The following is a 23,813-nucleotide window of genomic DNA, read 5'->3' as shown; positions in this document are numbered from 1 at the left end:
CGACCGCTGCGACCGACCGAACGGGTGGCAGCGGCCGAACCGGCTCAGGAGACGTTGTTCTCGTAGTCGTGGTCGCGCGTCTCGCGGGACAGGAACAGGGCGACGAAGGTGGCGACGGCCGCGAGGCTGAGGTAGACCCCGACCAGCACGGTGCTGCCGCCGGCCGCCTGCCACAGCGCCACAGCGATGAAGGAGGCCGGGGCGGCGCCGATCATGCTCGAGACGTTGTACGCCACGGCCGAGCCGGTGTACCGCACATTGGCCGGGAAGAGCTCGGGAAGCACAGCTGCCATGGGGCCGAAGGTCAGACCCATGAGGATGAACCCGAGGATCAGCAGCGCCATGGCTCCGATGGTGCCCGCCCCGAAGAGCGGCGCCCAGAGGAGCCCGAAGATCCCGATGCCGACCGTGGTGGCGAGGAGCATCCTGCGCCGCCCGAAGCGCTCGGCCAGCGGACCGGACACCAGCGTGAAGATCCCGAAGAACACGACGCCGATGATCAGCATCCACAGGAAGTCGGGGCGGCTCATGCCCAGACCCGGCACGAAATTGTCGATCTGCTCCTGTCCGAAGGCCTTGCCCGCGGCATCCGCGCGCTCGCGGGCCTGCTCGACGGTGGCGGGAGCCGTGCCGTAGGTCAGCGTGAAGGCGGTCATGAAGTAGAAGAGCACGTAGGTGGCAAACATGATGAACGTCCCGAGCAGCAGTGGACGCCAGTGGCTGCTGAACACCGTGCCGAGGGGGAGCTTGACCACCCTGCCCGTCGTCTGGACCTTCTGGAAGGAGGCGCTCTCGATGAGCTTGAGCCGCACGTACAGACCGACGATGACCATGACGGCACTGAGCAGGAACGGCACACGCCAGCCCCACTGCAGGAATTCCTCCGGAGTCAGGAGTGTGCTCAGGAGCACGAACAGAAGATTCGCGAGGATGAAGCCGATCGGTGCGCCGAGCTGCGGGAAAGTCCCGAAGATGGCACGTTTGCCCTCAGGGGCGTTCTCCGTGGCCAGCAGCGCAGCCCCGCTCCACTCGCCGCCCAGGGCCAGTCCCTGCAGGAACCGCAGCACCACCAGGAGGAACGGCGCCCAGAACACCCAGCCCGCCCCTTCCGCGGTCGGCAGCACCCCGATGAGGAACGTGGCCACGCCCATGGTCAGCAGCGACGCCACAAGGGTGGCTTTCCTGCCGATCCGGTCCCCGAAATGGCCGAACAGGACGGACCCGAGCGGCCGGGCCACGAAGGCGACGCCGAAGACGGCGAAGGAGGCCAGGAGCTGATTGGCCGAGGTCTGGTTCGGGAAGAACAGGGTGGGGAACACCAGTACCGCGGCGGTGGCGTAGATGTAGAAGTCGTAGAACTCGATGGTGGTGCCGATGAGACTGGCGAAGATCACCCGGCCCCTCGAGTTCAGGGGTGCGGTGGTCCCGCTCGGACCGGCCGAGGTCGAAGGCGTCATGGCGAGGGCTCTCTGTGGTGGGGCGCCGGGGCCGGCGGCCCACCGGGGCCATCAGCGTCCGGAACCGGTGCAGCGGATGATCCCTGTCATCCGATCATGCGTGTCCATCATGTGGATAGCCATGTCCACATGACGGACCTCAGCCTGCCCCGCCCGGGGTCTCCGCTAGAGGTGCACGTGCAGCCTGCGCGCCGCCTCCGAGATGGAGCCGGTGAGCGAGGGGTACACGGTGAAGGTATTGGCGACGTCGTCCACGTGGAGCTTCTTCGTCACGGCGAGCGCGAGGGGGAAGATGAGCTCGGACGCCCGCGGCCCGACGACGACACCACCGATGACCGTGCCCGAGCCCTTGCGCGAGATCACCTTCACGAAGCCGTCCTTGACGTTCATCATCTTCGCCCGCGCATTGGTGTTCAGGGAGAGCTTGACCACGTCGCCCTGGAACAGGCCGGATTCGAGCTCCTCCTCCGTCACACCCACCGTGGCGATCTCCGGTGAGGTGAAGATGTTCGAGGCCACCTGCTTGAGCTTGATGGGGGTCACCGAGTCGCCCATGAGGTGGGCGATGGCGATCCTGCCCTGCATCGCGGCGACGGAGGCGAGGGCCAGGACCCCCGTGCAGTCCCCTGCCGCGTAGATGTTCGAGGCCGTGGTGCGCGAGACGCCGTCCACCTGGATGTGCCCCGACTCGCTCAGCTCGACCCCTGCTTCCTCGAGGCCTATCCCGGCGGTGCGCGGGACGGCCCCGACCGCCACGAGGCAGTGGCTGCCCTCCACGCTGCGGCCGTCCGCCAGCCCGACGATCACGCCGTCGTCGGTGCGTTCGACGGCGCTGGCCCTGGAGCGTGACAGGACGGTCATACCGCGGTCCTTGAACACGCCCTCGAGGACCTCGGCTGCGTCGGCATCCTCGCCCGGGAGCACACGATCGCGGCTGGAGACCAGGGTGACCTTCGAGCCGAGGCCGTTGTACGCACTGGCGAACTCCGCACCGGTGACGCCGGAGCCGACGACGATCAGGTGCTCGGGGATCTCGCGCAGGTTGTACAGCTGCGTCCAGTTGAAGATGCGCTCGCCGTCGGGTTGGGCGCTCGGGAGCTCGCGGGGTGTTGCGCCGACGGCGAGGAGTACGGCGTCGGCCTCGACGATGCTGGTGTCCCCGTCCGCCTCGACCTCCACCCGGAGCTCGTCCAGCAGCTTCCCGCTGCCGATGATCACCCGGACGCCGAGGCGCTCGAGGGTCGCCCGGATGTCCGAGGACTGCTCCATCGCCAGTTTCAGCAGGCGCTGGTTGACCCGGTCCAGGTCCGCGACGACCTTGCTGTCGGCGGAGAACCGCACACCGAGAGCGCTCGCATCCGTGAAACGCGTCATGGTGTCCGCGGTGGCGATGAGGGTCTTCGACGGGACGACGTCGGTGAGGACAGCGGAACCGCCGAGTCCCTGGCGCTCCACGATCGTGACCTTCGCGCCGAGCGAGGCGGCGACCATGGCGGCCTCGTAGCCGCCGGGCCCGCCACCCAGGACGGTCAGGCGCAGTGAGCTGAGATCGAGTTGATTAGGCACGCACCGATTATCGCGCATGCCACCGACAGGCCGAAACGGTGCCCGGGCAGGCCACACGAGGCGCCCTCGCGCCGTGACCTGTGCCCGGACGGCACAGGAGGTACGTTGGAGGAGTGACCTCAGAATCTTTCGAGCTGGCGCGCGACGCCGCCGCCCACATCGCCCGCGCCACGGGGATCGACCACCACGACACCGCACTCGTCCTCGGCTCCGGCTGGGGCGAGGCCGCGGAGCTGATCGGCGAGACCACCCACACCCTCGACGCAGCGGACATCCCCGGCTTCTCCGCACCGGCCGTCGTGGGGCACACGGGCACGGTCCGTTCCATCCTGACACCGGGCGGTTCCCGGGCGCTGGTGCTGGGAGCCCGGACCCACTTCTACGAGGGCAAGGGGGTCCGGTCCGTGGTGCACGGTGTGCGGACCGCCGCCGCCACCGGCGCGACGACGATGATCCTCACCAACGGCTGCGGTGGGCTGCAGGAGCACTGGCAGCCCGGCACCCCCGTGCTGATCAGCGACCACATCAATCTGACCGCCACCTCCCCCCTCGAGGGCGCCACCTTCGTGGATCTGACCGATCTTTACTCCGCCCGGCTGCGCGAGGTGGCCCGCCGGGTGGATCCCACGCTGGAGGAGGGCGTCTACGCCCAGTTCACCGGCCCGCACTACGAGACTCCTGCCGAGGTCCGCTACGCCCAGCGGATCGGGGCCGACCTGGTGGGGATGTCCACCGCACTGGAAGCCATTGCCGCCCGCCACGCCGGAATGGAGGTCTTCGGCATCTCGCTGGTGACGAATCTGGCGGCGGGCATCAGCCCGGTCCCGCTCAGCCACGCCGAGGTCATCGAGGCCGGTACACAGGCCGGGCCGCGGATCTCGCGCCTGCTGGCCGATATCGTCGGCTCGCTCTGACCTCCCGGGTCCGCACACCACCACTCTTCGCTGCTCAGGCCGCTGTCGCCCACCGAGAAGGACCAGCATGACCACCCCCGACCTGCACACCCTCCTCGTCACCGCGGACGCCTGGGCCGAGCACGACCCGGATCCGCACACTGCGGCGGAACTCCGGGCACTCCTGGTCGACGTGCGCTCGGGCGCATCCGGGGAACCGGAGCAGGACCTCCGCGACCGATTCTCCGGGCCGCTGGCCTTCGGGACCGCGGGCCTGCGGGCCGCCCTCGGCGCCGGACCGAACCGCATGAACCGCGTGGTGGTGCGCCGGGCCGCCGCCGGTGTCGCCGCCCACGCCCGGGACCTCGCAGCCGGCGCCTACGCGCCGCGCGCCGTCGTCGGCTTCGATGCGCGCCACAACTCGCGCATCTTCGCCGAGGAGACCGCGGCCATCCTCACGGCTGCCGGCGTCGACACCTTCCTGTTGCCGCGGGAACTACCCACGCCGGTGCTCGCCTACGCCGTCCGCGCCCTGGAGTGCGAGGTGGGCATCATGGTCACGGCGAGCCACAACCCGCCGCAGGACAACGGCTACAAGGTGTACCTCGGCGGCAGGGCGGTCGAGGAGGACGCACGCGGGGTCCAGATCGTCGCCCCCCACGACACCGCGATCGCCGCACGCATCGCGGCCGTGGAGTCCGTGGACCTCGCGCCGGACGGCTGGACGGTGCTGCCCGAGAGCCTCGAGGACGAGTACGTGGCCTCCGTGGCGGCCCTCGCCGACCCGGCGATCACGGCCCGGGATTTGCGGATCGTCCTCACCCCGCTCCACGGGGTGGGCGGCAGGACGGCGCTGTCAGTGCTCGCTAGCGCCGGGTTCGACGACGTCACCGTGGTCGAGGCCCAGGCCGAGCCTGATCCGGACTTCCCCACCGTGGCCTTCCCCAATCCGGAGGAGCCCGGCGCGCTCGACCTCGCCCTGGAGACGGCCGCCCGGGTCGACGCCGACCTCGTGATCGCCAACGACCCCGACGCGGACCGCGTGGCACTCGCTGCCCGCGAGCCCGCCGGCGGCGCATGGCGGATGCTCCGGGGCGACGAGGTGGGGACGCTGCTCGGCCTGCACCTGGCGGCGCGCCTGGTGCAGGCGCGCACGGAGCCGGCGGACGCGACGGCAGCCGCGGACGGGACGGGCGTCTTCGCGAATTCGATCGTCTCCTCGCGCCTCCTGGAGCGCGTCGCCAGTGCCTCCGGCATCGAGCACGCGACGACCCTGACCGGCTTCAAGTGGATCGCCCGCGTGCATGACCTCGCGTTCGGCTACGAGGAGGCCCTCGGCTACTGCGTCGCCCCGGAGCTCGTGCGTGACAAGGATGGCATCTCCGCCGCACTGCTGCTGGCCGAACTCGCCGCGGCGACGAAGGCCGCAGGACGCACGCTGTTCGATCTGCTGGACGACGCTTATCTGGTGCACGGCCTGCACGCCTCCGACCAGCTCTCGGTGCGGGTGGACACGCTCGATCTGCTGGGAACCATGATGGGCCGCCTGCGACAGGATCCGCCGCGGTCGTTCGCGCAGTCCCCGGTCGACCTCGCCGAGGACCTCGCCAATGGGTCGGCGCAGCTGCCGCCCACTGACGGGCTGCTCTATCTGACCCGGGATCAGACCCGCGTGATCATCAGGCCCAGTGGCACCGAGCCGAAGCTGAAGTGCTATCTCGAGGTCGTGGAGCCCGTCGCATCCGCTGCCGCCCTGGCCCAGACGAAAGACACCGCACGCCTTCGGCTCGACGCCGTCGAGCGAGACGTCGCGGAAGCCCTCGGCCTCTGACGGCGGACCGCCACAGGACCGCAGGGGCGCCGCACGGCGTCCACCCACGGGCGGCGCCGTGGAAGGATGGACCCATGCCTAACGACGCCTCCCTCGCCACCTATATCGACCACACCCTGCTCAAACCCGACGCCAGCCGTGAGCAGGTCCTCACGCTGTGCCGGGAAGCGGTCGAGTACTCGTTCAAGTCCGTCTGCGTGAATCCCCTCTGGGTCAGCACCGTGCGGACCGTCGTGAAGGACACCGGGGTGCTGACCTGCTCCGTGATCGGCTTCCCGCTCGGCGCCACCCCCACCGAGGTCAAGGTCTTCGAGGCCCGCGGCGCGGTCGCCGACGGCGCCGACGAGATCGACATGGTCATCGACATCGCAGCAGCCCGCGCCGGTGAGAAGGATGCCCTCGTCCAGGACATCCGCGCCGTGGCCGAGGCCGTCCACGAGCAGGACGCCGTGCTCAAGGTGATCATCGAGACCGTACTGCTCACCGACGACCAGAAGATCCTTGCCTGCGAGGCTGCGGTCGAGGCCGGGGCGGATTTCGTGAAGACCTCCACGGGCTTCAACGGGGGTGGAGCCACCGTCGAGGATGTTGCGCTGATGCGCCGGACGGTGGGCCCGGACATCGGAGTCAAGGCTTCCGGGGGCGTCCGCTCGCTCGCCGACGCCCGCGCCATGATCGAGGCCGGAGCCACACGTATCGGTGCGAGCTCGGGAGTCGCTATCGTTAGTGGTGAGCAGGGCACAGCAGAGTACTGAGCAGCACCCCGAACCAGTCGAATCAAGGAGAGCAGATGTCACACGAAGCAGCCGTCGAGCGGGAGCCCGAGCATGCGGGCAAGGGCCACCTCGTCGAGAACATCGTCGTCTTCGTGCTCATGTTCGGCATGTTCGTGCTGGGCGTCTACCTGCTGACCTGGTTCACGCCGCAGAACATCTGGCCCATGGGCGCGCTCGTCGTTCTCGCGTTCATCGCGTTCTTCATCCCGCAGGGCATCATCGGTCGGGCCGACACGGGCTACGATCTGGCCGAGGGCAAGCAGAGCGATGCGAAGGAGACCTCAGCGGGCGTCAGCTCCTGAGGCTCCCGGGGAGCTGATCCGGCGCCCGAGCGCCGCGCACCACGGAAGGAGGCCGTCCCTGTCGGGACGGCCTCCTTCTGGTGTCGGGCAGGCTTCGTTCCTGTCGGGCTCCGACCCAGAGGACCGGAGCCCGAGAGTCAGGGCGTGAAGACGGCGTCGAGCACAGTACCGGCCCACGCCAGGATGTCGGCGTCCACGAGGTCCCGCCCGCCGATCCGCGCGGTCTTCGGCTTCGGTACGAGCACCGCATTGAGCGCCGGCTTGATCGTCGCACCGGGATACAGGCGGGCTAGCCTGAGTTGCTTGGACTCCGGCAGCTCCGCCGGCGAGAACTTGATGAAGTTCCCCTGCAGCGCCACGTCCGTCAGACCGAGCGCCCGGGCGGCTACCCGGAAGCGGGCGACCGCGATGAGATTGTCCACCGCCGCCGGAGGCTCGCCGTAACGGTCCTTCAGCTCGGCGACCACCGCGTCGATCGCCTCGTCCGTCACGGCCGAGGCCAGCTTGCGGTAGGCCTCGAGGCGGAGCCTCTCCCCCGGCACGTAGTCGTGCGGCAGATGCGCATTGACGGGCAGTTCGATCTTCATCTCCGCAGCCTTCTCCTCCGCCTCCCCCCGGAAGGACGCGACGGCCTCTCCGACCAGCCGGATGTAGAGATCGAAGCCGACGCCCTGGATGTGCCCCGACTGCTCCCCGCCCAGCATGTTCCCCGCGCCACGGATCTCAAGATCCTTCAGGGCCAGCTGCATGCCGGCACCGAGCTCGTTGTGCGCGGCGACCGCCTTCAGGCGCTCCAGCGCCACCTCACCCAGCGGCTTCTCCGACGGGTAGAGGAAGTAGGCGTACGCACGCTCCCGCCCGCGTCCCACCCGCCCGCGCAGCTGATGGAGCTGCGAGAGCCCGTAGGAGTCGGCGCGGTCCACGATCAGCGTGTTGGCGTTGGAGATGTCCAGCCCGGTCTCGATGATGGTGGTGCAGACCAGCACGTCGAAGCGCTTCTCCCAGAAGTCCACGATGATCTGTTCGAGCCGGGACTCCGTCATCTGCCCGTGCGCCACGGCGATGCGCGCCTCCGGTACCAGCTCCCGCAACTGGGCGGCGGTGCGGTCGATCGACGAGACCCGGTTGTGCACGAAGAACACCTGCCCCTCGCGCATCAGCTCCCTCCGGATGGCGGCGGAGGCCTGCTTGTGCGTGTACGGACCCACGTAGGTGAGCACCGGGTGGCGCTCCTCGGGCGGAGTGGCCAGCGTCGAGGTCTCGCGGATCCCCGTCAGCGACATCTCGAGCGTCCGCGGGATCGGTGTGGCACTCATGGCCAGGACGTCCACGTTGGTGCGCATCTTCTTGAGCGCTTCCTTGTGCTCCACGCCGAAGCGCTGCTCCTCGTCGACGATCACGAGGCCCAGATCCTTGAAGGCGACCTCCTTGGAGAGCAGGCGGTGCGTCCCGATCACGACGTCGACCGCCCCGGAGGAAAGGCCCTCACCGGTCTCGCGCGATTCCTTCGCTGTCTGGAAGCGCGACAGCGCCCGGACATTGACGGGGAACCCGGAGAACCGTTCGGAGAACGTCTCGAAATGCTGCTGCACCAGGAGTGTGGTGGGCACGAGCACGGCGACCTGCTTGCCGTCCTGCACCGCCTTGAAGGCGGCGCGCACCGCGATCTCCGTCTTGCCGTAGCCGACGTCGCCGGAGACGAGCCGGTCCATCGGCACCTCTCGCTCCATGTCGGCCTTGACCTCGTTGATGGTGGTGAGCTGATCGGGTGTCTCCACGTAGGGGAAAGCCTCCTCGAGCTCGCGCTGCCACGGCGTGTCGGCGCCGAAGGCGTGACCACGGGAGGCCATGCGGGCCGAGTAGAGCCGGATCAGCTCGCCGGCGATCTCCTTGACGGCCTTGCGTGCGTGGCTCTTCGTCTTGCTCCAGTCCGAACCGCCCATCTTGCTCAGTGCCGGTGCGTCACCGCCGACATAGCGCGTCACCTGGTCCAGCTGATCGGTGGGCACGAAGAGGCGGTCGCCGGGCGCCCCACGCTTCGAGGGTGCATATTCGAGCACGAGGTACTCCCGCGTGGTCCGGGTGGGACCGGCGCCGGTGGAGCGCTGCATCAGCTCGACGAATCTCGCCACCCCGTGCTGCTCGTGGACCACAAAGTCGCCGTCCTTGAGCTGCAGCGGATCGACCGCGTTCCGTCGCCGGGAGGGCATCCTGCGCATGTCGCGCGTCCCCGAGGCGCTCGTGCGCCCGAGCAGGTCCGCCTCCGTCAGCAGTCCCATGCGGAGCCCGTCCACCACGAATCCCCGGCCGGCACATGCCGTCGTGATCTCGATGATGCCCGGCTGCGGGGAACCCTCCAGGGAGTCCACGATGCGCGAGGGGATGTCGCTGTCCCGGAACAGTTCGGCGAGGCGCTTTGCCGGCCCTGGCCCCTCGGTGGCCACCACGACGCGCCACTGGTCCCGTACCCTGCTCCCGATGAAGTCCATCATCTCGGCCACATCGCCCTGGTAGCCGCGTGGCTCCCGTGCCCGCAAGGTGAAGCTGTCGACGTCGCTGAGCTCCTCGTCCGCCCCGAACGAGGTGATGCCCCACCACGCGATCGAGTTGGCGAGCATCGTGGCCCGCGTGTCGGTGAGCGAGCGGAAGCTGGCCTCCCGCAGATCGAGTCCCAGTCCTTCCCCGAGGTCGAGCGGTGCCGCGCCTCCGTCGGACGCCGTGGACCACGCGGCGGCCAGGAATTCCTCGTTCGTGGCCGCGAGGTCGTGCGCGCGCGAACGCACCTTCTCGGGCTCGATGACGACGGCGATCGATCCTGGCGGCAGCTGATCCGCGAACGGGACCAAGGAGTCGACCAGCACCGGCGCGAGCGATTCCATGCCCTCGACGGCGATGCCGCCGGCGATCTTCTCCAGCATGTCCGCGGCCGCAGGGAGTTCGGTGCGCAGCTTCGCGGCCCGGGACATGACGGCGGGCGTGATGAGGATCTCCCGGCACGGCGGGGCGTAGAGTGCGGCGGGCGGCTCCCCCGAGGTCAGGGAGCGCTGGTCGGCGACGGCGAACCAGCGCATCTGGTCCACCTCGTCACCGAAGAAGTCGATCCGGACGGGGTGGTCCTCTGTGGGTGGGAAGACGTCGATGATGCCGCCGCGGACGGCGAATTCGCCGCGGTGCGTCACCATGTCCACGCGAGCGTAGGCCGCGTCCGCGAGGGCCTGCACGACGGCGGAGAATGCCACCTCATCCCCGACCTTCAGCGAGACGGGCTCGAGCTCCCCGAGACCCGCGACGAGCGGCTGGACGACGGCGCGGACGGGCGCTGTGATGACCCTGATCGGCGTGCCCTCCGGGTGGGCGAGCCGCCGCAGGACGGACAGGCGCCGACCCACGGTGTCCGAGCGGGGCGAGAGCCGCTCGTGCGGCAGCGTCTCCCAGCTCGGGAACTCCTCGATGGAGGAGTCGGGCAGATAGCTGCGCAGCGCCGCGGACAGGTCCTCGGCCTCACGGCCGGTCGCGGTGATCGCGAGGACGACGGGCGGGGCGGATCCGTCGTCCGCCGGTGCGAGCTCCGCCATACCTTCGATCAGCTCGATGATCAGCGGAGCACGCATCCCGGCCGGCGCCCCGATCTGGAGGTCCGCACTGCGCTGGTCCACCGGTCGGGACGCGTTGGTGCGGACACGCGCGTAGGACGCGTCCTCGGCGAGCGCGGCGCGCAATCCGTTCAGGCTCATCTACTGGACTCCTCAGGCATGGTTCCTCCGCTGCCGGCCCCGGCCCGGGCGGATCGCGGGGATCGGCAGCGGTAGGGAGGACAACACAAAAACCCGGCAACGTCGATCGTCGCCAGGTGTTGCTCCACAGTAGCAAGCCGCCCCGACGCTTTGCCCCGTCGGGGCGGGAATCAACGGGCCACGTCGTAGGATGGCGAAAGACCCCGCCCCCACCGGCTGCCCGCCACCACCCCCGGAGGATCCATGGCACTGAATGCTTCCACCAGCCTCCCCTACGACGCCTCGACCATCGTAAGGGTGTTCACCGACGAGGGCTTCATACGGCACATGAGCGCACACGTCGGCGGCTCCCTCGAATCGCTCGTCGTCGACGGCGACACGGCCGGAGCCTTCACGGTCACGATCGTGCGCACCCTGCCGACGGAGCGCCTCCCGGACGTGGCCCGCAAGTTCGTGGGTGAGACCCTCTCCGTCACGCAGACGGAGCGGTGGGACCCGCCGTCGCCGGACGGCGGTCGTCAGTCGACGCTCGAGATGACGGTCGCGGGCGTCCCCCTGAACGTCACCGCCGTCCAGCGGTTGATCCCGAGCGGGGCGGACACCGTGGTGGACCTGCAGGGCGCCGTGACATCGTCCGTCCCCTTCCTCGGGAGCAGGATCGCCGGGGCGGCCGAGCCGATGATCGGGAAGGCGCTGAATGTCCAGGCCGCCGAGGCCCGGACCTGGCTCGAGCAGCACTGATCCGCCCCGCTCCCGCTGCACTCGATCGCGAAAGACACTCCAGTGAACCTACCCACTCCCCTGGCCCTCGTCCTGCTCCTCTCCGGCGTCTGGTCGCTCGTCGTCTGGCCACCCTTCCTGCGCCGTGTCCTCAGGGACCCGCGCTCCCGCGACGACAACGGTAAGGGAACCCGTTTCCTGAAGGTCCACATCATGCTGGTCTCCACGTCCATGATCCTCGGCGCGGCGACCGCCGTCATCGGCGTGCGCGCCCTCGTCGCCTGATCGTCCGTTCAGACGAAACGCCCACCAGTGGAAGAGACCTGATGGCACACGACAAGTCCCCGGAGCCCGTCCGCGCACGTGCGGTCATCCTGCAGCGGCCCAGCTACCCCGAGTACATGCGCATCAGCGAACTCATGCGCAAGGAGACGGTAGGCGGCATCCTGCTGCTCATCGCGGCGGTGCTCGCCATCCTCTGGGCCAACTCGCCGTGGGGTGATGCCTACTTCGCCGTCCGCGACTTCGAGTTCGGCTACGAGCCGTGGCACCTGAAGCTCTCCGTCGGGGCGTGGGCCTCGGACGGACTGCTGGCGGTCTTCTTCTTCCTCACCGGACTCGAGCTCAAGCGCGAGTTCGTCGCGGGGGATCTCCGGAAGATCAGCCGCGCCATCGTCCCGGTGGCGGCTGCCTTCGGCGGCGTCGTCGTGCCGGCCCTGATCTACACGGCGGTCAATCTGTCCTCGCCGGACACACTGCGCGGCTGGGCCATCCCGACCGCGACGGACATCGCGTTCGCCCTCGCAGTCCTGGCCGTCATCAGTTCGCACCTGCCCGGCGCCCTGCGGCTGTTCCTGCTGACGCTGGCCGTCGTCGACGATCTCATCGCCATCGCCATCATCGCCTTCTTCTACTCCGAAGACGTCAGCCTCGTCTTCCTGCTCTGGATGCTCCTGCCGCTGGGCCTGTTCGCCCTCCTGGCGCAGCGCAAACCCAAATTCTTCGGCAGGACCACGCGCGGTCCCTGGCTGATCCTGCTGCCGCTCGGGGCCGCCACCTGGGCGCTCATGCACGCCTCCGGGGTGCATGCCACGGTGGCCGGTGTGCTGCTCGGTTTCTGTGTCCCCGTGCTGCGCCGCAAGCCCAACGGCAAGCCCGCCCTGCCGCGACCGAACAAGCCCGGTCTCGCCGAGGTGCTCGAGCATCGTTTCCGTCCCCTTTCCACGGGGTTCGCCGTGCCGGTCTTCGCATTCTTCTCCGCGGGCGTCGCGATCGGAGGAATGGAGGGTTTCTTCTCCGCGCTCTCGGACCCGGTCCTGATCGGTATCGTGCTCGGGCTCGTCCTCGGCAAGCCCACCGGGGTGCTGCTCACCACCTTCCTCGTCACCAAGACCACGCGGGCCAATCTGGACCCGGGCCTGAGCTGGTGGGACCTGCTCGGCGTCGGAGTCCTGGCGGGCGTGGGCTTCACGGTCTCGCTCCTCGTCAACGATCTGAGCTTCGGGGCCGGGTCGCCGCACGACGACCACGCCAAGGTCGCCATCCTCATGGCATCGCTGACAGCCGCCCTCCTGGCGACCGTCGTCCTGCGCATCCGCAACAGGAGATACCGCGCGATGGCCGAGGAGGAGAAGATCGACTCCGACGACGACGGCGTGCCCGATGTCTTCGACAACCGCGATTAGCGGGTCCTCCGACGCCCGCGGCGAACGGCAGATCGCAGCGGAATCCGCCCTCGCCGATCCGGCCGGTCCGGCCCGCCGACGGTCGATCGTCCTGAGCCAGGTGGGGCTCACCGTGATCCTGACGGTCACCGTGGTGCTCGGCCTGCTGATCCGGGATGCCACCGGTTCGCCCGGCGTCCTTCTGGCCGGCTGGATCCTGAGTCTCGTCGTCACGTCGATCGCCGTGGTGACGCCCTGGTCGAGGATTCTTCCACAGTCGCCCTTCGCCCTGCCCCTGCTGAATCTGCTGGTGATCGGCCTGGTGCGCTTCGGTGCGGGCGAGACACTCTCGGGCACGGGCCTGCTGGCGGCACTCCCGGCCGTGTGGATCGCCGCGTCGCACGTCCGGACGGCGACGGCTGTTGCCCTGACCTTCGGCGCGACGAGCCTCCTCGTCTCGTTGCCACCGATCCTCGGGGGCGCTCCCCTGCTGACCGGGGGCCTGCCGGGTCTGGTTCTGCTCCCGGTGGTCCTCGCCGGGCTGACCTGGTTCGTGTCCAGCCTCGTGCGGGACAACCGCGGGCGGCAGGTCGCCCTCTTGGCCTCGGAAGGCGCCCTGCGGCGGAGCGAGAAGGAGGCCCGGGCACGCGAGCGGCTGCTGGACACCGTGCTCGAGACCGTCCGCGTGGGGCTCCTGGCCGTCGACGCCGACGGCCACGACATCCTGATGAACGCCCGACAGCGGGAGTCCCACCTCGCGGCAGCGCCGGAGGGCAACACCGACCCGAGCGAGAGCGACCTGCTGATCTTCGGGCCGGACGGCCAGACCCCGCTGCCGCCCGCGGAGCGCCCGGTCCGGCGGGCCATCGACGGTGAGGACCTCGAGTCCATCCAGATCTGGGCCGGCACCCCTCCGATGCAGCGTGCCATCAGTGTCTCCTCGACCAGCCTGCACGACGACGACGGAGCCTTCGCCGGGACCGTGGTGTCCTTCAGCGACATCACGGAGCTCATGCTCGCCCTGCAGGCCAAGGACCGCTTCCTCGCGAGTGTCTCGCACGAGTTCAGGACGCCCCTGACCTCCATTCTCGGCTATCTGGATGTCGCCCTGGAGCTCGAGGCCGAGCTGCCCGAGCAGGCCCGGCACTATCTCCGGGTGGCACGCCGAAACGCGCTGCGGCTGGAACGGCTGGTCGAGGACTTCCTGGCCATCAACGCCGGCACTTTCGAGGTGAACCCTGTCCGCACGGATGTGGGCCTGATCCTGGCGGAGGCGGCCGAATCGGCGCTCGTCCGAGCAACGCGGGCGGGGCTGCGCCTCGTGAACCGGGCGCCGGCCTCCCTCCCCGCCGTCGTGGACCCCGACCGGCTCGGACAGGTCGTCGACAATCTGCTCAGCAACGCCATGAAGTACAACCGGCCCGGCGGCTGCATCACCCTCGACGCCGCACTCGACGGCACCACCCTGCGGATCGAGGTGGAGGACACCGGCATCGGTATCGCGCCCGAGGAGGTCCAGCACGTGTTCGACCGCTTCTTCCGATCGGCATCCGTCCGCTCCACCGGCGTGACCGGCGTCGGTCTGGGGCTGCTGATCACCAGAAGCATCGTCGGCGAGCACAACGGGTCCATCTCGGTGACGAGCGAGTTGGGCGAGGGGACCTGCTTCACGATCCTGCTCCCCCAGGGGTGAGGCGGGCGCGTAGCTGAGCCGAGGCGGTGCCTAGGTGTTGGCCGCGAGCAGCGATTCCTCGAGTGCCACCCAGCCGAGCATGGCGCACTTGACCCTGGCCGGATAGCGCGAGACACCTGCGAACGCCGCGGCATCGCCGAGCACCTCCTCGTCGGCCTCGATCCTGCCGCGGGACCGCAGGACCTCGCGGAACGTGTCGACCAGTGAGATCACTTCGTCCCGCGGAAGCCCCTGCACCAGCTCCGTCAGCACCGAGGCCGACGCCATGGAGATGGCGCAACCCGCTCCGTCCCAGCTCAGCTCCGACACGGCACCGTCCCTCACACCGACCCGCAGGGTGATCTCGTCCCCGCAGACCGGATTGAGCTGGTGCGACTCCCCCATCACACCCTCGCCGGTGTGGTCCTGCAGGGGCGAGCCGTGCCGGGCCCTCGCATGGTCGAGGATGATCTGCTGGTACAGCTGCTCGAGATCCGACCCCATCTAGCGCGCTCCGAAGAAGGCGCGGATCTGTGCGACGGCCTCCAGGAAGGTGTCCACCTCGTGGGTGGTGGTGTACAGGTAGGTGCTCGCGCGCGTGGTCGCCGTGAGTCCCAGCCGCCGGTGGAGCGGCTGCGCGCAGTGGTGACCTACCCGGACGGCGATCCCCTTGTCGTCGAGGAACTGCCCGACGTCGTGGGCATGCACCCCGTCGACGTCGAACGCCGCGAGGCCGATGCGCGGCAGGCCTGCCGCAGGGCCGAGGACGCGGACACCCGCGATGGCGTCGAGGCCCGTCACGAGCCTCTCGCCGAGGCGCATCTCCCAGTCCTCGATACGCTCCATCCCGGTCTCGTGGAGATAGTTGGCGGCAGCACCGAGAGCGATGGCCTGGGAGATCCGCTGTGTTCCCGCTTCGAACCGGTTCGGGGCCGGCAGGTACTCGGCCCGCTCCATGGTGACCGTGGTGATCATCGATCCGCCGGTCAGGAACGGAGGCATCGCGTTCAGGAGCTCCCTGCGCCCGTAGAGCGCACCGATGCCGGTGGGTCCGAGCATCTTGTGACCGGAGAACACGAGGAAATCGACGTCGAGCGCCTTCACGTCGACCGGGAGGTGGGGCACGGACTGGCAGGCGTCCAGGAGCGTCAGGGCACCCGCGGCCTGCGCGAGCCCGACGAGCTCGGTAACGGGGGCGATGCTTCCGAGCACATTGGAGGCATGGGAGAAGGCCACCATCCTCGTGCCATGGTCGATGACGTCCGCGGCGCGCTCTAACCGCAGCGCGCCGTCGTCGTCGATCGGGATGAAGCGCAGTTCGGCGCCCGTGCGGGCGGCGAGTTCCTGCCAGGGGATCAGGTTCGCGTGGTGCTCCATCTCGGTGACCACGATGTTCTCCCCCGGACCGATGGAGAAACGGCGGGCGGCCTCTCCCCCGCGTCCCAGCGCCGCATTCGACATCGCGTAGGCCACCAGGTTGATGCCCTCGGTCGCGTTCGAGGTCCAGACGAGTTCGTCGGTGCGGGCGCCGATGAATCCTGCGACGGCCGCGCGGGCGTCCTCGTACGCGTCGGTCGCATCGACCGCCAGGGCATGGGCCCCCCGGTGCACGGCCGCGTTGCGCTGCTCGTAGAATTCCTGCTCCGCCTCCAGCACGCTCAGCGGATTCTGCGAGGTGGCGCCGGAGTCGAGGTACACGAGCGGTGTGCCGTTGACCTCGGTACCCAGGATCGGGAAGTCGTTGCGGATGCGGTGCACCTCGGCGTCGGTCATCGCGGCGCCGGGCGTCGGGGTGAGTGTCACGGGTGTTGCGACCACTGTCACGCGGGACTCCTCGGATCAGGCGGTGGTCCAGGCATTGATTACGCAAGGACTCTCTGCGCCAATTCTGCCACCCGCGTGCGGCGCTCGGCATCCCAGTGGAACCTAAGAAGGACCGGGGTTCCGCGGGCGCCACTGTTCTGTCTGCCCCGGCTAGCGCGCCACCGCGCCGCGACGACCAACGGCCTCCGTGGCCCTGGGCGGCTCCGACAGATCGACGCAGACCGGGCCGGGATCGCCCGGGCCGTAGGTCTCGTCCGCGGCGGCAGGAGCAGCTCGAGTGAACTGTGGCTTGCGATCAGGTCCACGCGCAGTACGCGTAGAGGGCGTGGTCCTTGCCTAGCAGCGCATGGCCGGAGCTCCGGGGCTCAGTACACGATCGAGCGTCCAGGGGTGCGCCGGAGCGGCCGAGTAGTCCTCAGGGCCACCTGAGACCCGAGCCTGAGCTTCGGGTAGCACTCTCTGGTCCGGATCACGATTCGCGCAAGTCCGCCCGACGAGTCACGCCGAGCTTCGCGAAGATCCTGTACAGGTGGCCCTCGACAGTCCGCACCGAGACGTCCCTGTCCTCGGCGATCTCCCGATTCGAGTGTCCTTCCCTGACCAGTGCGACGATCTTGCGCTCGGTGGGTGTCAGCTGGGTGTTCGCGCCCGGTGTCGGTGCGTCTCCCCGCGGTACCGGGTCGGACCCTTCCCGCTCCTCACCGAGGAGCACGAGCCGTCGTTGGAGGGCACGCGTCTGGCGGCCGAGGGCCCTGGTCTCCAGCGAGCGCAAGGCCAGCGCCAAGCCTGCGTACTCGAACGCCGTATCGCCGTCACGGCCGGCCTGCGTTGCTGCGGCCACCATCGACTCCGTATCCCTGTTCTCAACGGCATCGGCGAAATCGGCCAGGCTCCGGACGCCCCCACCTTGGAATCCGGCGAGGGTCCGGAGGAGGTCGTCGACAATCGAGGTATCCCCGAGCAGCAGAGACAAGCGTCGTGCGGTCACAGCAAGATCTGTCATCCGGTCCTGCTCCGCGGCCGCGGCGAGCTCGATCAGATCTGCCGGCGCCGCATTCCCGAGCACAGCTGACGCCGCCGTCGCGAAGATTTGACCTCCCAGCCGCAGCGAGCGAGAACCGCCTGCTGGGAGCTGGGCGACCTCGCCGACGAGCCCGGCGGCCTGTTCCGGCTCATCGGCGAGGGCGCAGGCGTAGGCGGACATGCCGAGGAGAAGGGCTACCACCGGCGTGTCGACGGTACCCCTGAGACCCTCGGCCGCAAGGAGGAAGCGGTCTCGCGCCTCCCTGTTCCGGGCGGCACGCAGTGCGATGGCGCCGTCCACGAAGTCCCCCCACGCCGCCAGGTACACAATGCTGCGGGGGGATGCGCGGATTTCGGCCCGGACGAGCTCCACCGCCTCCCGCAGACGCCCGCTGCTCGTGAGCAGCAGCACCTGTCGGCTGATCGCGAGGTCGCGATGGGCGAGCAGTGATGCTCCAGCTCCCTCGATCAGGTCGAGGGCTTGGCTGCTGTGGGCGAGGCCGTCGCCGGACCGTCCGAGCGTCGCGAGCAGCTCGGCGAGCAGGATCAGGCAGCGGACACGCGACTCCGCCGTCCTTCGGGGATCCGCGAGGAGTCCGAGCACCTCTTCCTCGAGTCCGTCGAGCCGTCCCTCGAGGAAGCGGGCGTGGCATTCGAGGATGGCGCAGTCCAGTCTGGCCCGGGCATGATCGTCGGTCGCACCGGCTCCCGGGGACGACTCCTCGATCTGGTCGAGCAGAGCGGTCCAGCGCGCCGTCTCCTGCCGCAGGTCGCGGTGCGATGCTCCCTGGGTCAGCTTCAAGTGGAAGGACAGATGTGCTGCGCGCCCGATGAGCTGCGGGTCCTCCCCGGGACCCAGGATGCCGTCGACGAGATCCTGCGCGTACTCGCAGTGTCCGCGCCCGGCATGGCTGCGGGCCAGCTCGAGCAGTGCACTGCCGCGCAACCCGGAGGTGGACACCGCCCGTGCCGCGCGGAGCGCGAGGTCGTGGTTCCCCACTTCGTTGGCCAGCACCGCTGTGCTCAGCAGTGTCGCGTCGTCGACAGATCTGCCGCGATCCAGGCCCCACGACATGGTGCGGAGCAGCGCGGCGGGCGATTGCGGTGCAGGCACCTGTGCGTCGAGTAGCTCGAGCCGGGCGGCCATGCTGCGCGCCGCGGGTGACTGATGACGCAGCACGGAGCCGTAGAGCGGCGGGTGCAGGCTGACCAGGTGCTCCGGGCCTTGCCCGACGACGACGACCGGGTCGTTCTGTACGCGCCTGAGACCTTCGTCGTCGACGCGGTCCGCCAGCGTTTCGAGGGCGATGGGCTCGACGAGCGCGATCAGTTCCAGTACGGCCAGTGCCGCGTCGCTCCGTGGACGCAGTTGTGAACGGACGAGATCGCCGAGCCGCGGGGAGATCGACGGTCGGTCGGAGGTCGAACGCCAGATACCGTTGCTCTGCTCCAGATAGCCCTCGCCCACCCCGTGCACGAGGATCATTCCGAGCAGTCGCGGATTGCCCCCGGTCTGGCGCATCAGGGTGTGCACGGTCCCCGACAGGACAGGACCACCGAGCACGCCGGCACTCATCGCTGTGACCGCTTCCAGATCGAGCGGCGCGAGATCGAAGCGGACCAGGAGGTTGTCGGCGCTCAACTGATGGAACTCGGTGGGCGCGGTCGATGATTCCCGGACCAGGACGAGTGCCTTGACGCGTCGGGCGCTGACGAGCTGCGCGAGCAGGGCACTCGAGCTGTCATCAAGTTCCTGGGCGTCGTCAACGACGAGCAACGGCAGATGTTGTTGCGCCCGGACGGAGCGCACCTCCGCGAGATGCGCCAGGACGGCTCGCAGGATGGCGACCGGTGACCCGGCGTCCGTGACCGCGAGGCTGTGCAGGAAAGGCGCGAAGGCTCCGAACGGAGTTCCGCGGAGCGTGGAGCCGCCGGCGATGCGGAGAACCGGCGCGGTCCACCTGGTCTGCTCCAGGACGGCCCCGGCCACGGCTGTCTTGCCCATCCCGGCATCGCCGACGAGCAGGGCTCCGAAGCTGCTGGTGTCCTCGAGTGCGGCGCAGACCTCCCTGATCAGGTCGGATCTACCCGCCAGGGACGGCTTCGACTCCCCGCCGCTCATCGTTTCCGTCCGAAGATCAGGGAGAGCTGCTTACGACTCGACAGACCCAGTTTGGACATGATCTGGTGAACGTGGCCCTCGACGGTCCGCGGCGAGATGTGTTCCTGTTCGGCGATCTCCCTGTTGGCGACGCCGAGGGCCACCTGTCGGGCGATGGCACGTTCCCGCTCACTCAGGAGCCGGCGCCGCACGTGGCGGCGAGCAGGGGTGGCCGTCTTCCTCAGGGTCTGTTCGGCGTGGACGAGGATCATCGGGTCGTCGGTCTCCGTGAGATATTCGATACTCAAGCCGGCAAGATCCCCGGCGAGGTTGTTGTTCCCGAGCCCGAGCGCCTCCAGGGCGGCCTGCTTCAGCACCCCCGGATCGTGAGAGGCCAGCCCCTTCGCGAGATCCTGCGCAAGCCGCGAGAAAGGCCCCTGCGACGCCGTGGCAGAGGCGGCCAACGCGTCGGCCGCCTCGTATCGACCGAGTTGCACGGCCTGGCAGAGGAAGAAGAGCTCGACGCCGCGTCGGCCGCTGTCGGCGAGGCTGCGAGCGTGATCGAGGAGTTCGACGGACACGGCGTCGCTGGTGTCCAGCCAGGCGTCGGTCAGGAGCCGGAAGTACAGCACCGCTTCGCGCAGGTACCAGGGGTACCGCCGTCCCGTGAGGTCGATGGTCCGCAGATATTCGTCGGCGTCGTCGGTGTCACCCTCGAGAACACTCGCATACGCAGCCGCAGCTTCCGCGAGCGGCAGGAGGCCGTGCTGATCACCCAGTCGGAACTGGCTGATGGCCGGCACGAGCTTCTCCAGCGCCTCGCTGCTCCTTCCGAGGAAAGCGAGCAGCACCCCCTCCAAGGATTCGAGCGGTGATCCGGCGAGCAGGGAATGGGCCGCCCGGCCGTCCAGGCTTCGCAGCAGCTCGAGGCATTCGTTCCAGCGACCCGCCATGAAGAGCGCCGAGCACAGGCCCAGGATCGCGGTATCGCGATCCTGGGGGTTCGATGCGGTGTCCATCAGGCGCACGAGAACCGCCTCCATGCTGCTGGCGGCCTCCTCCTGGGCTCCCATTCCCGCCCGGGCCGCGGAGAGGATGCTCGAAATCCCGACCCTCTCGTGCGAGGCGTCGCTCCACCTCGCGAGGATCGCCGGAGCCCGCTCGCACGCGGCTGTCAGCGCGCCGTCGAAGACGTCGCTCTCGAGCACGGCCAGGTCGAGCTTCCCCCGCAGGTCGTCGGCGGTCGGGTGCCGTTGCAGTCTCACGCCTACGTCGTCGAGCAGGGCCCGCGCCTCCGGGTCCCTGCCATCGGTGCTGCGCAGCAACCAGGATGCCAGCAGACGAGTGTCGACCCACTCCGGGAGACCGTCGTCCGGGAGTTCCGGCAGCAGGAGATCTTCGACCACGGCGAGCGCATCGTCCCCACGGCCGTCGGACCATAGGGATCGCGCGCGCTCGAGTACCGCCCGGGGTGTCGTCCGGTCCGGGTCGAGACCGTCCAGCAGGTGGCCCGCGAGGGCCCCGAGCCCGTGATCATTCGCCAGGCCCGCAAGTCCTACCAGGTCCTCGTCCGCGATCGGGATCCCATGGCCGAGAGCCCACACCGCGATCGCCGTCCGGCCCTGGACCGGCATGCCCGGTTCGTCTCGGAGCCGGTTGAGCGCCTCCAGCGCCAGTACCCCCGGGGAGGAGACGAGGTCGGCCAGGACAGTGTCCGCGACCAGACCGTGGGTGAGACCGAGGACGGGCTCGTCCGTGTCCGCGAGTGTCAGCGTGCCGTCTGCCTGCAGCGCATCGAGCGAGGTGGACTGCACCGCCCGCAGGAGGATGCGCACGGGCAGTGGCCCGCAGACGGCAAGGACCTCGATCACAGTGCGCTCCGACGGTAGCAGCGCGGCGAGGTCGGCTGTGAGCCAGTCGACCACCGACCGCCCTGTCGCCCGACGCGGCACATGCCGGGCCACCCAGACGCCGTCCTGAAGCACGAGATGACCGGCATCCAGGTCGGTCCTCGTGACCCGCTGGAGATGCCTCGGACTTCCACCGCTCGCGACCCACAGTTCCTGTGCTGCGGAACGGGAGACAGGCGAGTCCAGCGCTGCGGCCAACAGCTCGGTGGTGGCCTCGAGCGTCAGCGGCCGGACGTCGACCCGCTCGAGCTGATCGTCCTTCCACAGGTCGAGGAGAGCGTCGGGAGCCCGCAGGAGCGACTCACTCGTCACGATCAGGCGGACTGCTCCGGTCCGCGCCAGATGAGCCATCACCGCAGCCGAGGAGGCATCGATCTCCTCCACCCGATCGATGTGCACGAGCGTGGGCTGCCCGGTCCCACGGTCACCGAATCTGCGCTGCAGGGCGCTGAGGACGAGCAGTGGACTCTCCGCCGTTTCCTCGTCGAGATCCGCCAGCAGGACGTTCAGCGCAGCATACTGAGTAGAGGCCTGCGCGGCGGTTCCACGCAGATGAACGGGATCGACGTCGGGGGCAAGGCCGTCCACCGCGTGCTGGGCGATCGTCGTCTTACCTACCCCGGGCGGACCCACGATGACAACCCCGCATCCCGCAGCCGAGCGGATCGCGGCCCTGACCGCAGTCACTTCCTCGCGCCGACCGGAGAACGGCCAGCGTGCGTCGATCCGGGTCACGGAGCACGGCCGATGAAGGCCTCAGCTGTGCGGTGCCGATCCTGATCCGGCCTCACTCCGCCCGCGTGGTTCTTCCCCATGGTGCATTACCGCCCTGCAACGCTTGCATTATCGGTTCACTGTACCGCGGGAGTTGCCGCGCACGGCGTCGGACAGACGCAGGCTCACCGCAGCATTCCCCGATTATTTCGCGGGGTGGAAGCGCTGTTGTGCAGCGAGCAGGCCATCGGTGATGAGGAGTTCCACGGCGTCGGCGGCATCGTCGAGCAGGAACGGAAGTTCTTTCTTCTCGGCCGTCCCGAAGTCCTTCAGCACGAAGTCGGCCGGATCCTGGCGTCCCGGCGGACGCCCGACGCCGACACGCACACGGTGGTACTCCTTGGTACCCAGTGCCCTGCTGATGTCTCGCAGGCCGTTGTGCCCGCCCTCTCCCCCTCCGAGCTTGAGCTTGAGGGTGCCGGCCGCGATGTCGATCTCGTCATGGACGGCAATGACGTGATCAGGCGCAATGTCGTGGAAGCGTGCCAGGGCGGAGACAGGACCCCCGGTCAGGTTCATGTAGGTGAGGGGTTTGGCCAGCACGAGCCTCGGTCCACCGAGGCCGAGCCGCCCTCCGAGGGTCACGGCCTGTGCCTTCGACGTCGTGAAGCGGCCGCCCAGTCGCGCCGCCAGCACATCGAGCACCAGCTGTCCCACATTGTGTCGATTACCGGCGTAGCCGGGCCCGGGATTCCCGAGCCCGACTACGAGCCAGGTATCCGACACCGTCATGCGTCCTTGCTACTGCTCGTCAGCGTCGGCGGCCTGATCGGCGTCGCCTGCCGTTGCACCCTCTGCCGCTGCCTCGGAGTCGACCTCATCGGTCTCGCCGAGATCCTGGACGGTGGGGGCCATGAGGTTGACCACGAGTGTCTCGGGGTCGGTGAGGAGTGTGACCCCGTCCGGCAGGGTGATGTCGGAGGCGTAGACGTGCTCGCCGATCTGGCGTCCCTCGATGCTGACGGTGACGGACTCTGGGAGCCGCGTCGCGTCCGCCTCGACGAGAACCGTGCTGGCCTCGAGGTTCGACGCCACATCCGGAGCCGCTTCGCCTTCGACGTGGACGGTGATGTCAACCTCCACCTTCTCACCGCGGCGGACGGTCAGCAGGTCGAGGTGCTCCACGATCTGCTTGATGGCGTTCCGCTGGATGTCCTTCACCAGCGCGAGGTGGTCCTCGCCCTCGACATCGAGCGTCAGCAGTGCGTTGGGAGTGCGGACCGCCAGCGTTGTCGCCTTCGAGGGGAGCAGGACATGGATGGGATCGGCGCCGTGGCCGTAGACCACGGCGGGAATCATGTTCTCCCGGCGGGCCCGGCGGGCCGAGCCCTTGCCGAACTCGGTGCGGACATGGGCGGGGAGCTTCTGCTCGGACATGGTTCCTCCTGGGAACGTTGCGACTCGGAGCGAAGGACCGAGTACTGGGACGTTGCTCAGGCGACGGAGTATCCGCAGGGGTCAGCCGTCCGGAAACCAGTCGAGACGTCAGCCGCTGTCGATCACGGAGTGCGGCCGGCTTCCACCGGCCTGCTCCCTCGCCTAGGCATTGGTTCAATGCTACCGCAG

At 69.0% G+C, this 23,813-nt stretch carries 17 protein-coding genes; 8 read left to right on the top strand and 9 right to left on the bottom strand.

Translation table 11 applies throughout. From position 1 onward, the window contains the following. Positions 1 to 44 precede the first annotated feature (44 nt). Both FQ377_RS08410 and FQ377_RS08405 read right to left on the bottom strand, forming a co-directional pair. On the bottom strand, positions 45 to 1,457 hold the full coding sequence (locus FQ377_RS08410) for an MFS transporter (RefSeq protein WP_148600793.1): 1,413 nt from the start codon (positions 1,455 to 1,457) through the stop codon (positions 45 to 47). A 165-nt stretch (positions 1,458 to 1,622) separates the two neighbouring features. Beyond that, positions 1,623 to 3,041: an NAD(P)H-quinone dehydrogenase gene (locus FQ377_RS08405; RefSeq protein WP_148600792.1), complete on the bottom strand. Its 1,419-nt coding sequence runs from the start codon at positions 3,039 to 3,041 to the stop codon at positions 1,623 to 1,625. 95 nt (positions 3,042 to 3,136) lie between these two features. On the opposite strand from FQ377_RS08405, the gene FQ377_RS08400 reads away from it, so the two are divergent. The 4 genes from FQ377_RS08400 (at position 3,137) to FQ377_RS08385 (ending at position 6,825) form a co-directional block, all read left to right on the top strand. Then, positions 3,137 to 3,937 carry a purine-nucleoside phosphorylase gene (locus tag FQ377_RS08400; protein ID WP_148600791.1) on the top strand — a complete coding sequence of 267 codons (801 nt, stop codon included), beginning with the start codon at positions 3,137 to 3,139 and terminating at the stop codon, positions 3,935 to 3,937. 67 nt (positions 3,938 to 4,004) lie between these two features. After that, positions 4,005 to 5,747 (top strand): phospho-sugar mutase, encoded by a 1,743-nt coding sequence (locus FQ377_RS08395; RefSeq protein WP_148600790.1) that lies wholly within the window; start codon positions 4,005 to 4,007, stop codon positions 5,745 to 5,747. Between the two features lie 74 nt (positions 5,748 to 5,821). Further along, positions 5,822 to 6,502: a deoxyribose-phosphate aldolase gene (gene deoC / locus FQ377_RS08390; protein ID WP_148600789.1), complete on the top strand. Its 681-nt coding sequence runs from the start codon at positions 5,822 to 5,824 to the stop codon at positions 6,500 to 6,502. A gap of 35 nt (positions 6,503 to 6,537) precedes the next feature. Further along, positions 6,538 to 6,825 carry a DUF2207 domain-containing protein gene (locus tag FQ377_RS08385; RefSeq protein ID WP_148600788.1) on the top strand — a complete coding sequence of 96 codons (288 nt, stop codon included), beginning with the start codon at positions 6,538 to 6,540 and terminating at the stop codon, positions 6,823 to 6,825. Between the two features lie 137 nt (positions 6,826 to 6,962). On the opposite strand, the gene mfd is transcribed toward FQ377_RS08385, so the two are convergent. After that, the gene (gene mfd / locus FQ377_RS08380; RefSeq protein WP_148600787.1) at positions 6,963 to 10,559 is read right to left on the bottom strand and encodes a transcription-repair coupling factor; all 3,597 of its coding nucleotides are present in this window, start codon (positions 10,557 to 10,559) and stop codon (positions 6,963 to 6,965) included. Positions 10,560 to 10,802: 243 nt separating this feature from the next. Here mfd and FQ377_RS08375 point away from each other — a divergent pair, with 243 nt between their 5' ends. The 4 genes from FQ377_RS08375 to FQ377_RS08360 are packed head-to-tail and all read left to right on the top strand — an operon-like array spanning position 10,803 to position 14,636. Next, positions 10,803 to 11,300 carry a DUF2505 domain-containing protein gene (locus FQ377_RS08375; protein ID WP_148600786.1) on the top strand — a complete coding sequence of 166 codons (498 nt, stop codon included), beginning with the start codon at positions 10,803 to 10,805 and terminating at the stop codon, positions 11,298 to 11,300. 42 nt (positions 11,301 to 11,342) lie between these two features. Further along, entirely contained in the window at positions 11,343 to 11,564 is a 222-nt protein-coding gene (locus tag FQ377_RS08370; RefSeq protein WP_148600785.1) for an SCO4848 family membrane protein, read from the top strand. A 41-nt stretch (positions 11,565 to 11,605) separates the two neighbouring features. Continuing rightward, positions 11,606 to 12,964 carry a Na+/H+ antiporter NhaA gene (nhaA, locus tag FQ377_RS08365; RefSeq protein WP_148600784.1) on the top strand — a complete coding sequence of 453 codons (1,359 nt, stop codon included), beginning with the start codon at positions 11,606 to 11,608 and terminating at the stop codon, positions 12,962 to 12,964. Then, a complete protein-coding gene (locus FQ377_RS08360; protein ID WP_148600783.1) occupies positions 12,942 to 14,636 on the top strand; it encodes an ATP-binding protein in 1,695 nt (564 codons plus the stop codon). Before nhaA ends, FQ377_RS08360 begins: the two co-directional genes overlap by 23 nt. A gap of 30 nt (positions 14,637 to 14,666) precedes the next feature. Here the strand turns inward: FQ377_RS08360 and sufU are convergent, their stop codons facing one another. The 6 genes from sufU to FQ377_RS08330 form a co-directional block, all read right to left on the bottom strand. Next, a complete protein-coding gene (gene sufU, locus FQ377_RS08355) occupies positions 14,667 to 15,119 on the bottom strand; it encodes a Fe-S cluster assembly sulfur transfer protein SufU (RefSeq protein ID WP_148600782.1) in 453 nt (150 codons plus the stop codon). Then, the gene (locus tag FQ377_RS08350; RefSeq protein WP_148600781.1) at positions 15,120 to 16,439 is read right to left on the bottom strand and encodes an aminotransferase class V-fold PLP-dependent enzyme; all 1,320 of its coding nucleotides are present in this window, start codon (positions 16,437 to 16,439) and stop codon (positions 15,120 to 15,122) included. It abuts the gene before it with no gap. Between the two features lie 469 nt (positions 16,440 to 16,908). Next, a complete protein-coding gene (locus FQ377_RS08345) occupies positions 16,909 to 19,584 on the bottom strand; it encodes a LuxR C-terminal-related transcriptional regulator (RefSeq protein WP_148600780.1) in 2,676 nt (891 codons plus the stop codon). Further along, complete coding sequence (locus FQ377_RS08340) at positions 19,581 to 22,208, bottom strand: LuxR C-terminal-related transcriptional regulator (protein WP_148600779.1); 2,628 nt, start codon at positions 22,206 to 22,208, stop codon at positions 19,581 to 19,583. Before FQ377_RS08340 ends, FQ377_RS08345 begins: the two co-directional genes overlap by 4 nt. Positions 22,209 to 22,391: 183 nt before the next feature. Continuing rightward, on the bottom strand, positions 22,392 to 22,973 hold the full coding sequence (pth, locus tag FQ377_RS08335) for an aminoacyl-tRNA hydrolase (protein WP_148600971.1): 582 nt from the start codon (positions 22,971 to 22,973) through the stop codon (positions 22,392 to 22,394). A gap of 15 nt (positions 22,974 to 22,988) precedes the next feature. Continuing rightward, a complete protein-coding gene (locus FQ377_RS08330; protein WP_148600778.1) occupies positions 22,989 to 23,624 on the bottom strand; it encodes a 50S ribosomal protein L25/general stress protein Ctc in 636 nt (211 codons plus the stop codon). Positions 23,625 to 23,813: the final 189 nt, after the last annotated feature.

Source organism: Arthrobacter echini (genome assembly GCF_008107445.1).
GTDB lineage: Bacteria > Actinomycetota > Actinomycetes > Actinomycetales > Micrococcaceae > Arthrobacter_D > Arthrobacter_D echini_A.
Note: the sequence above shows the minus strand (reverse complement) of the source record. Positions and strands in the feature narration are given on the sequence as shown.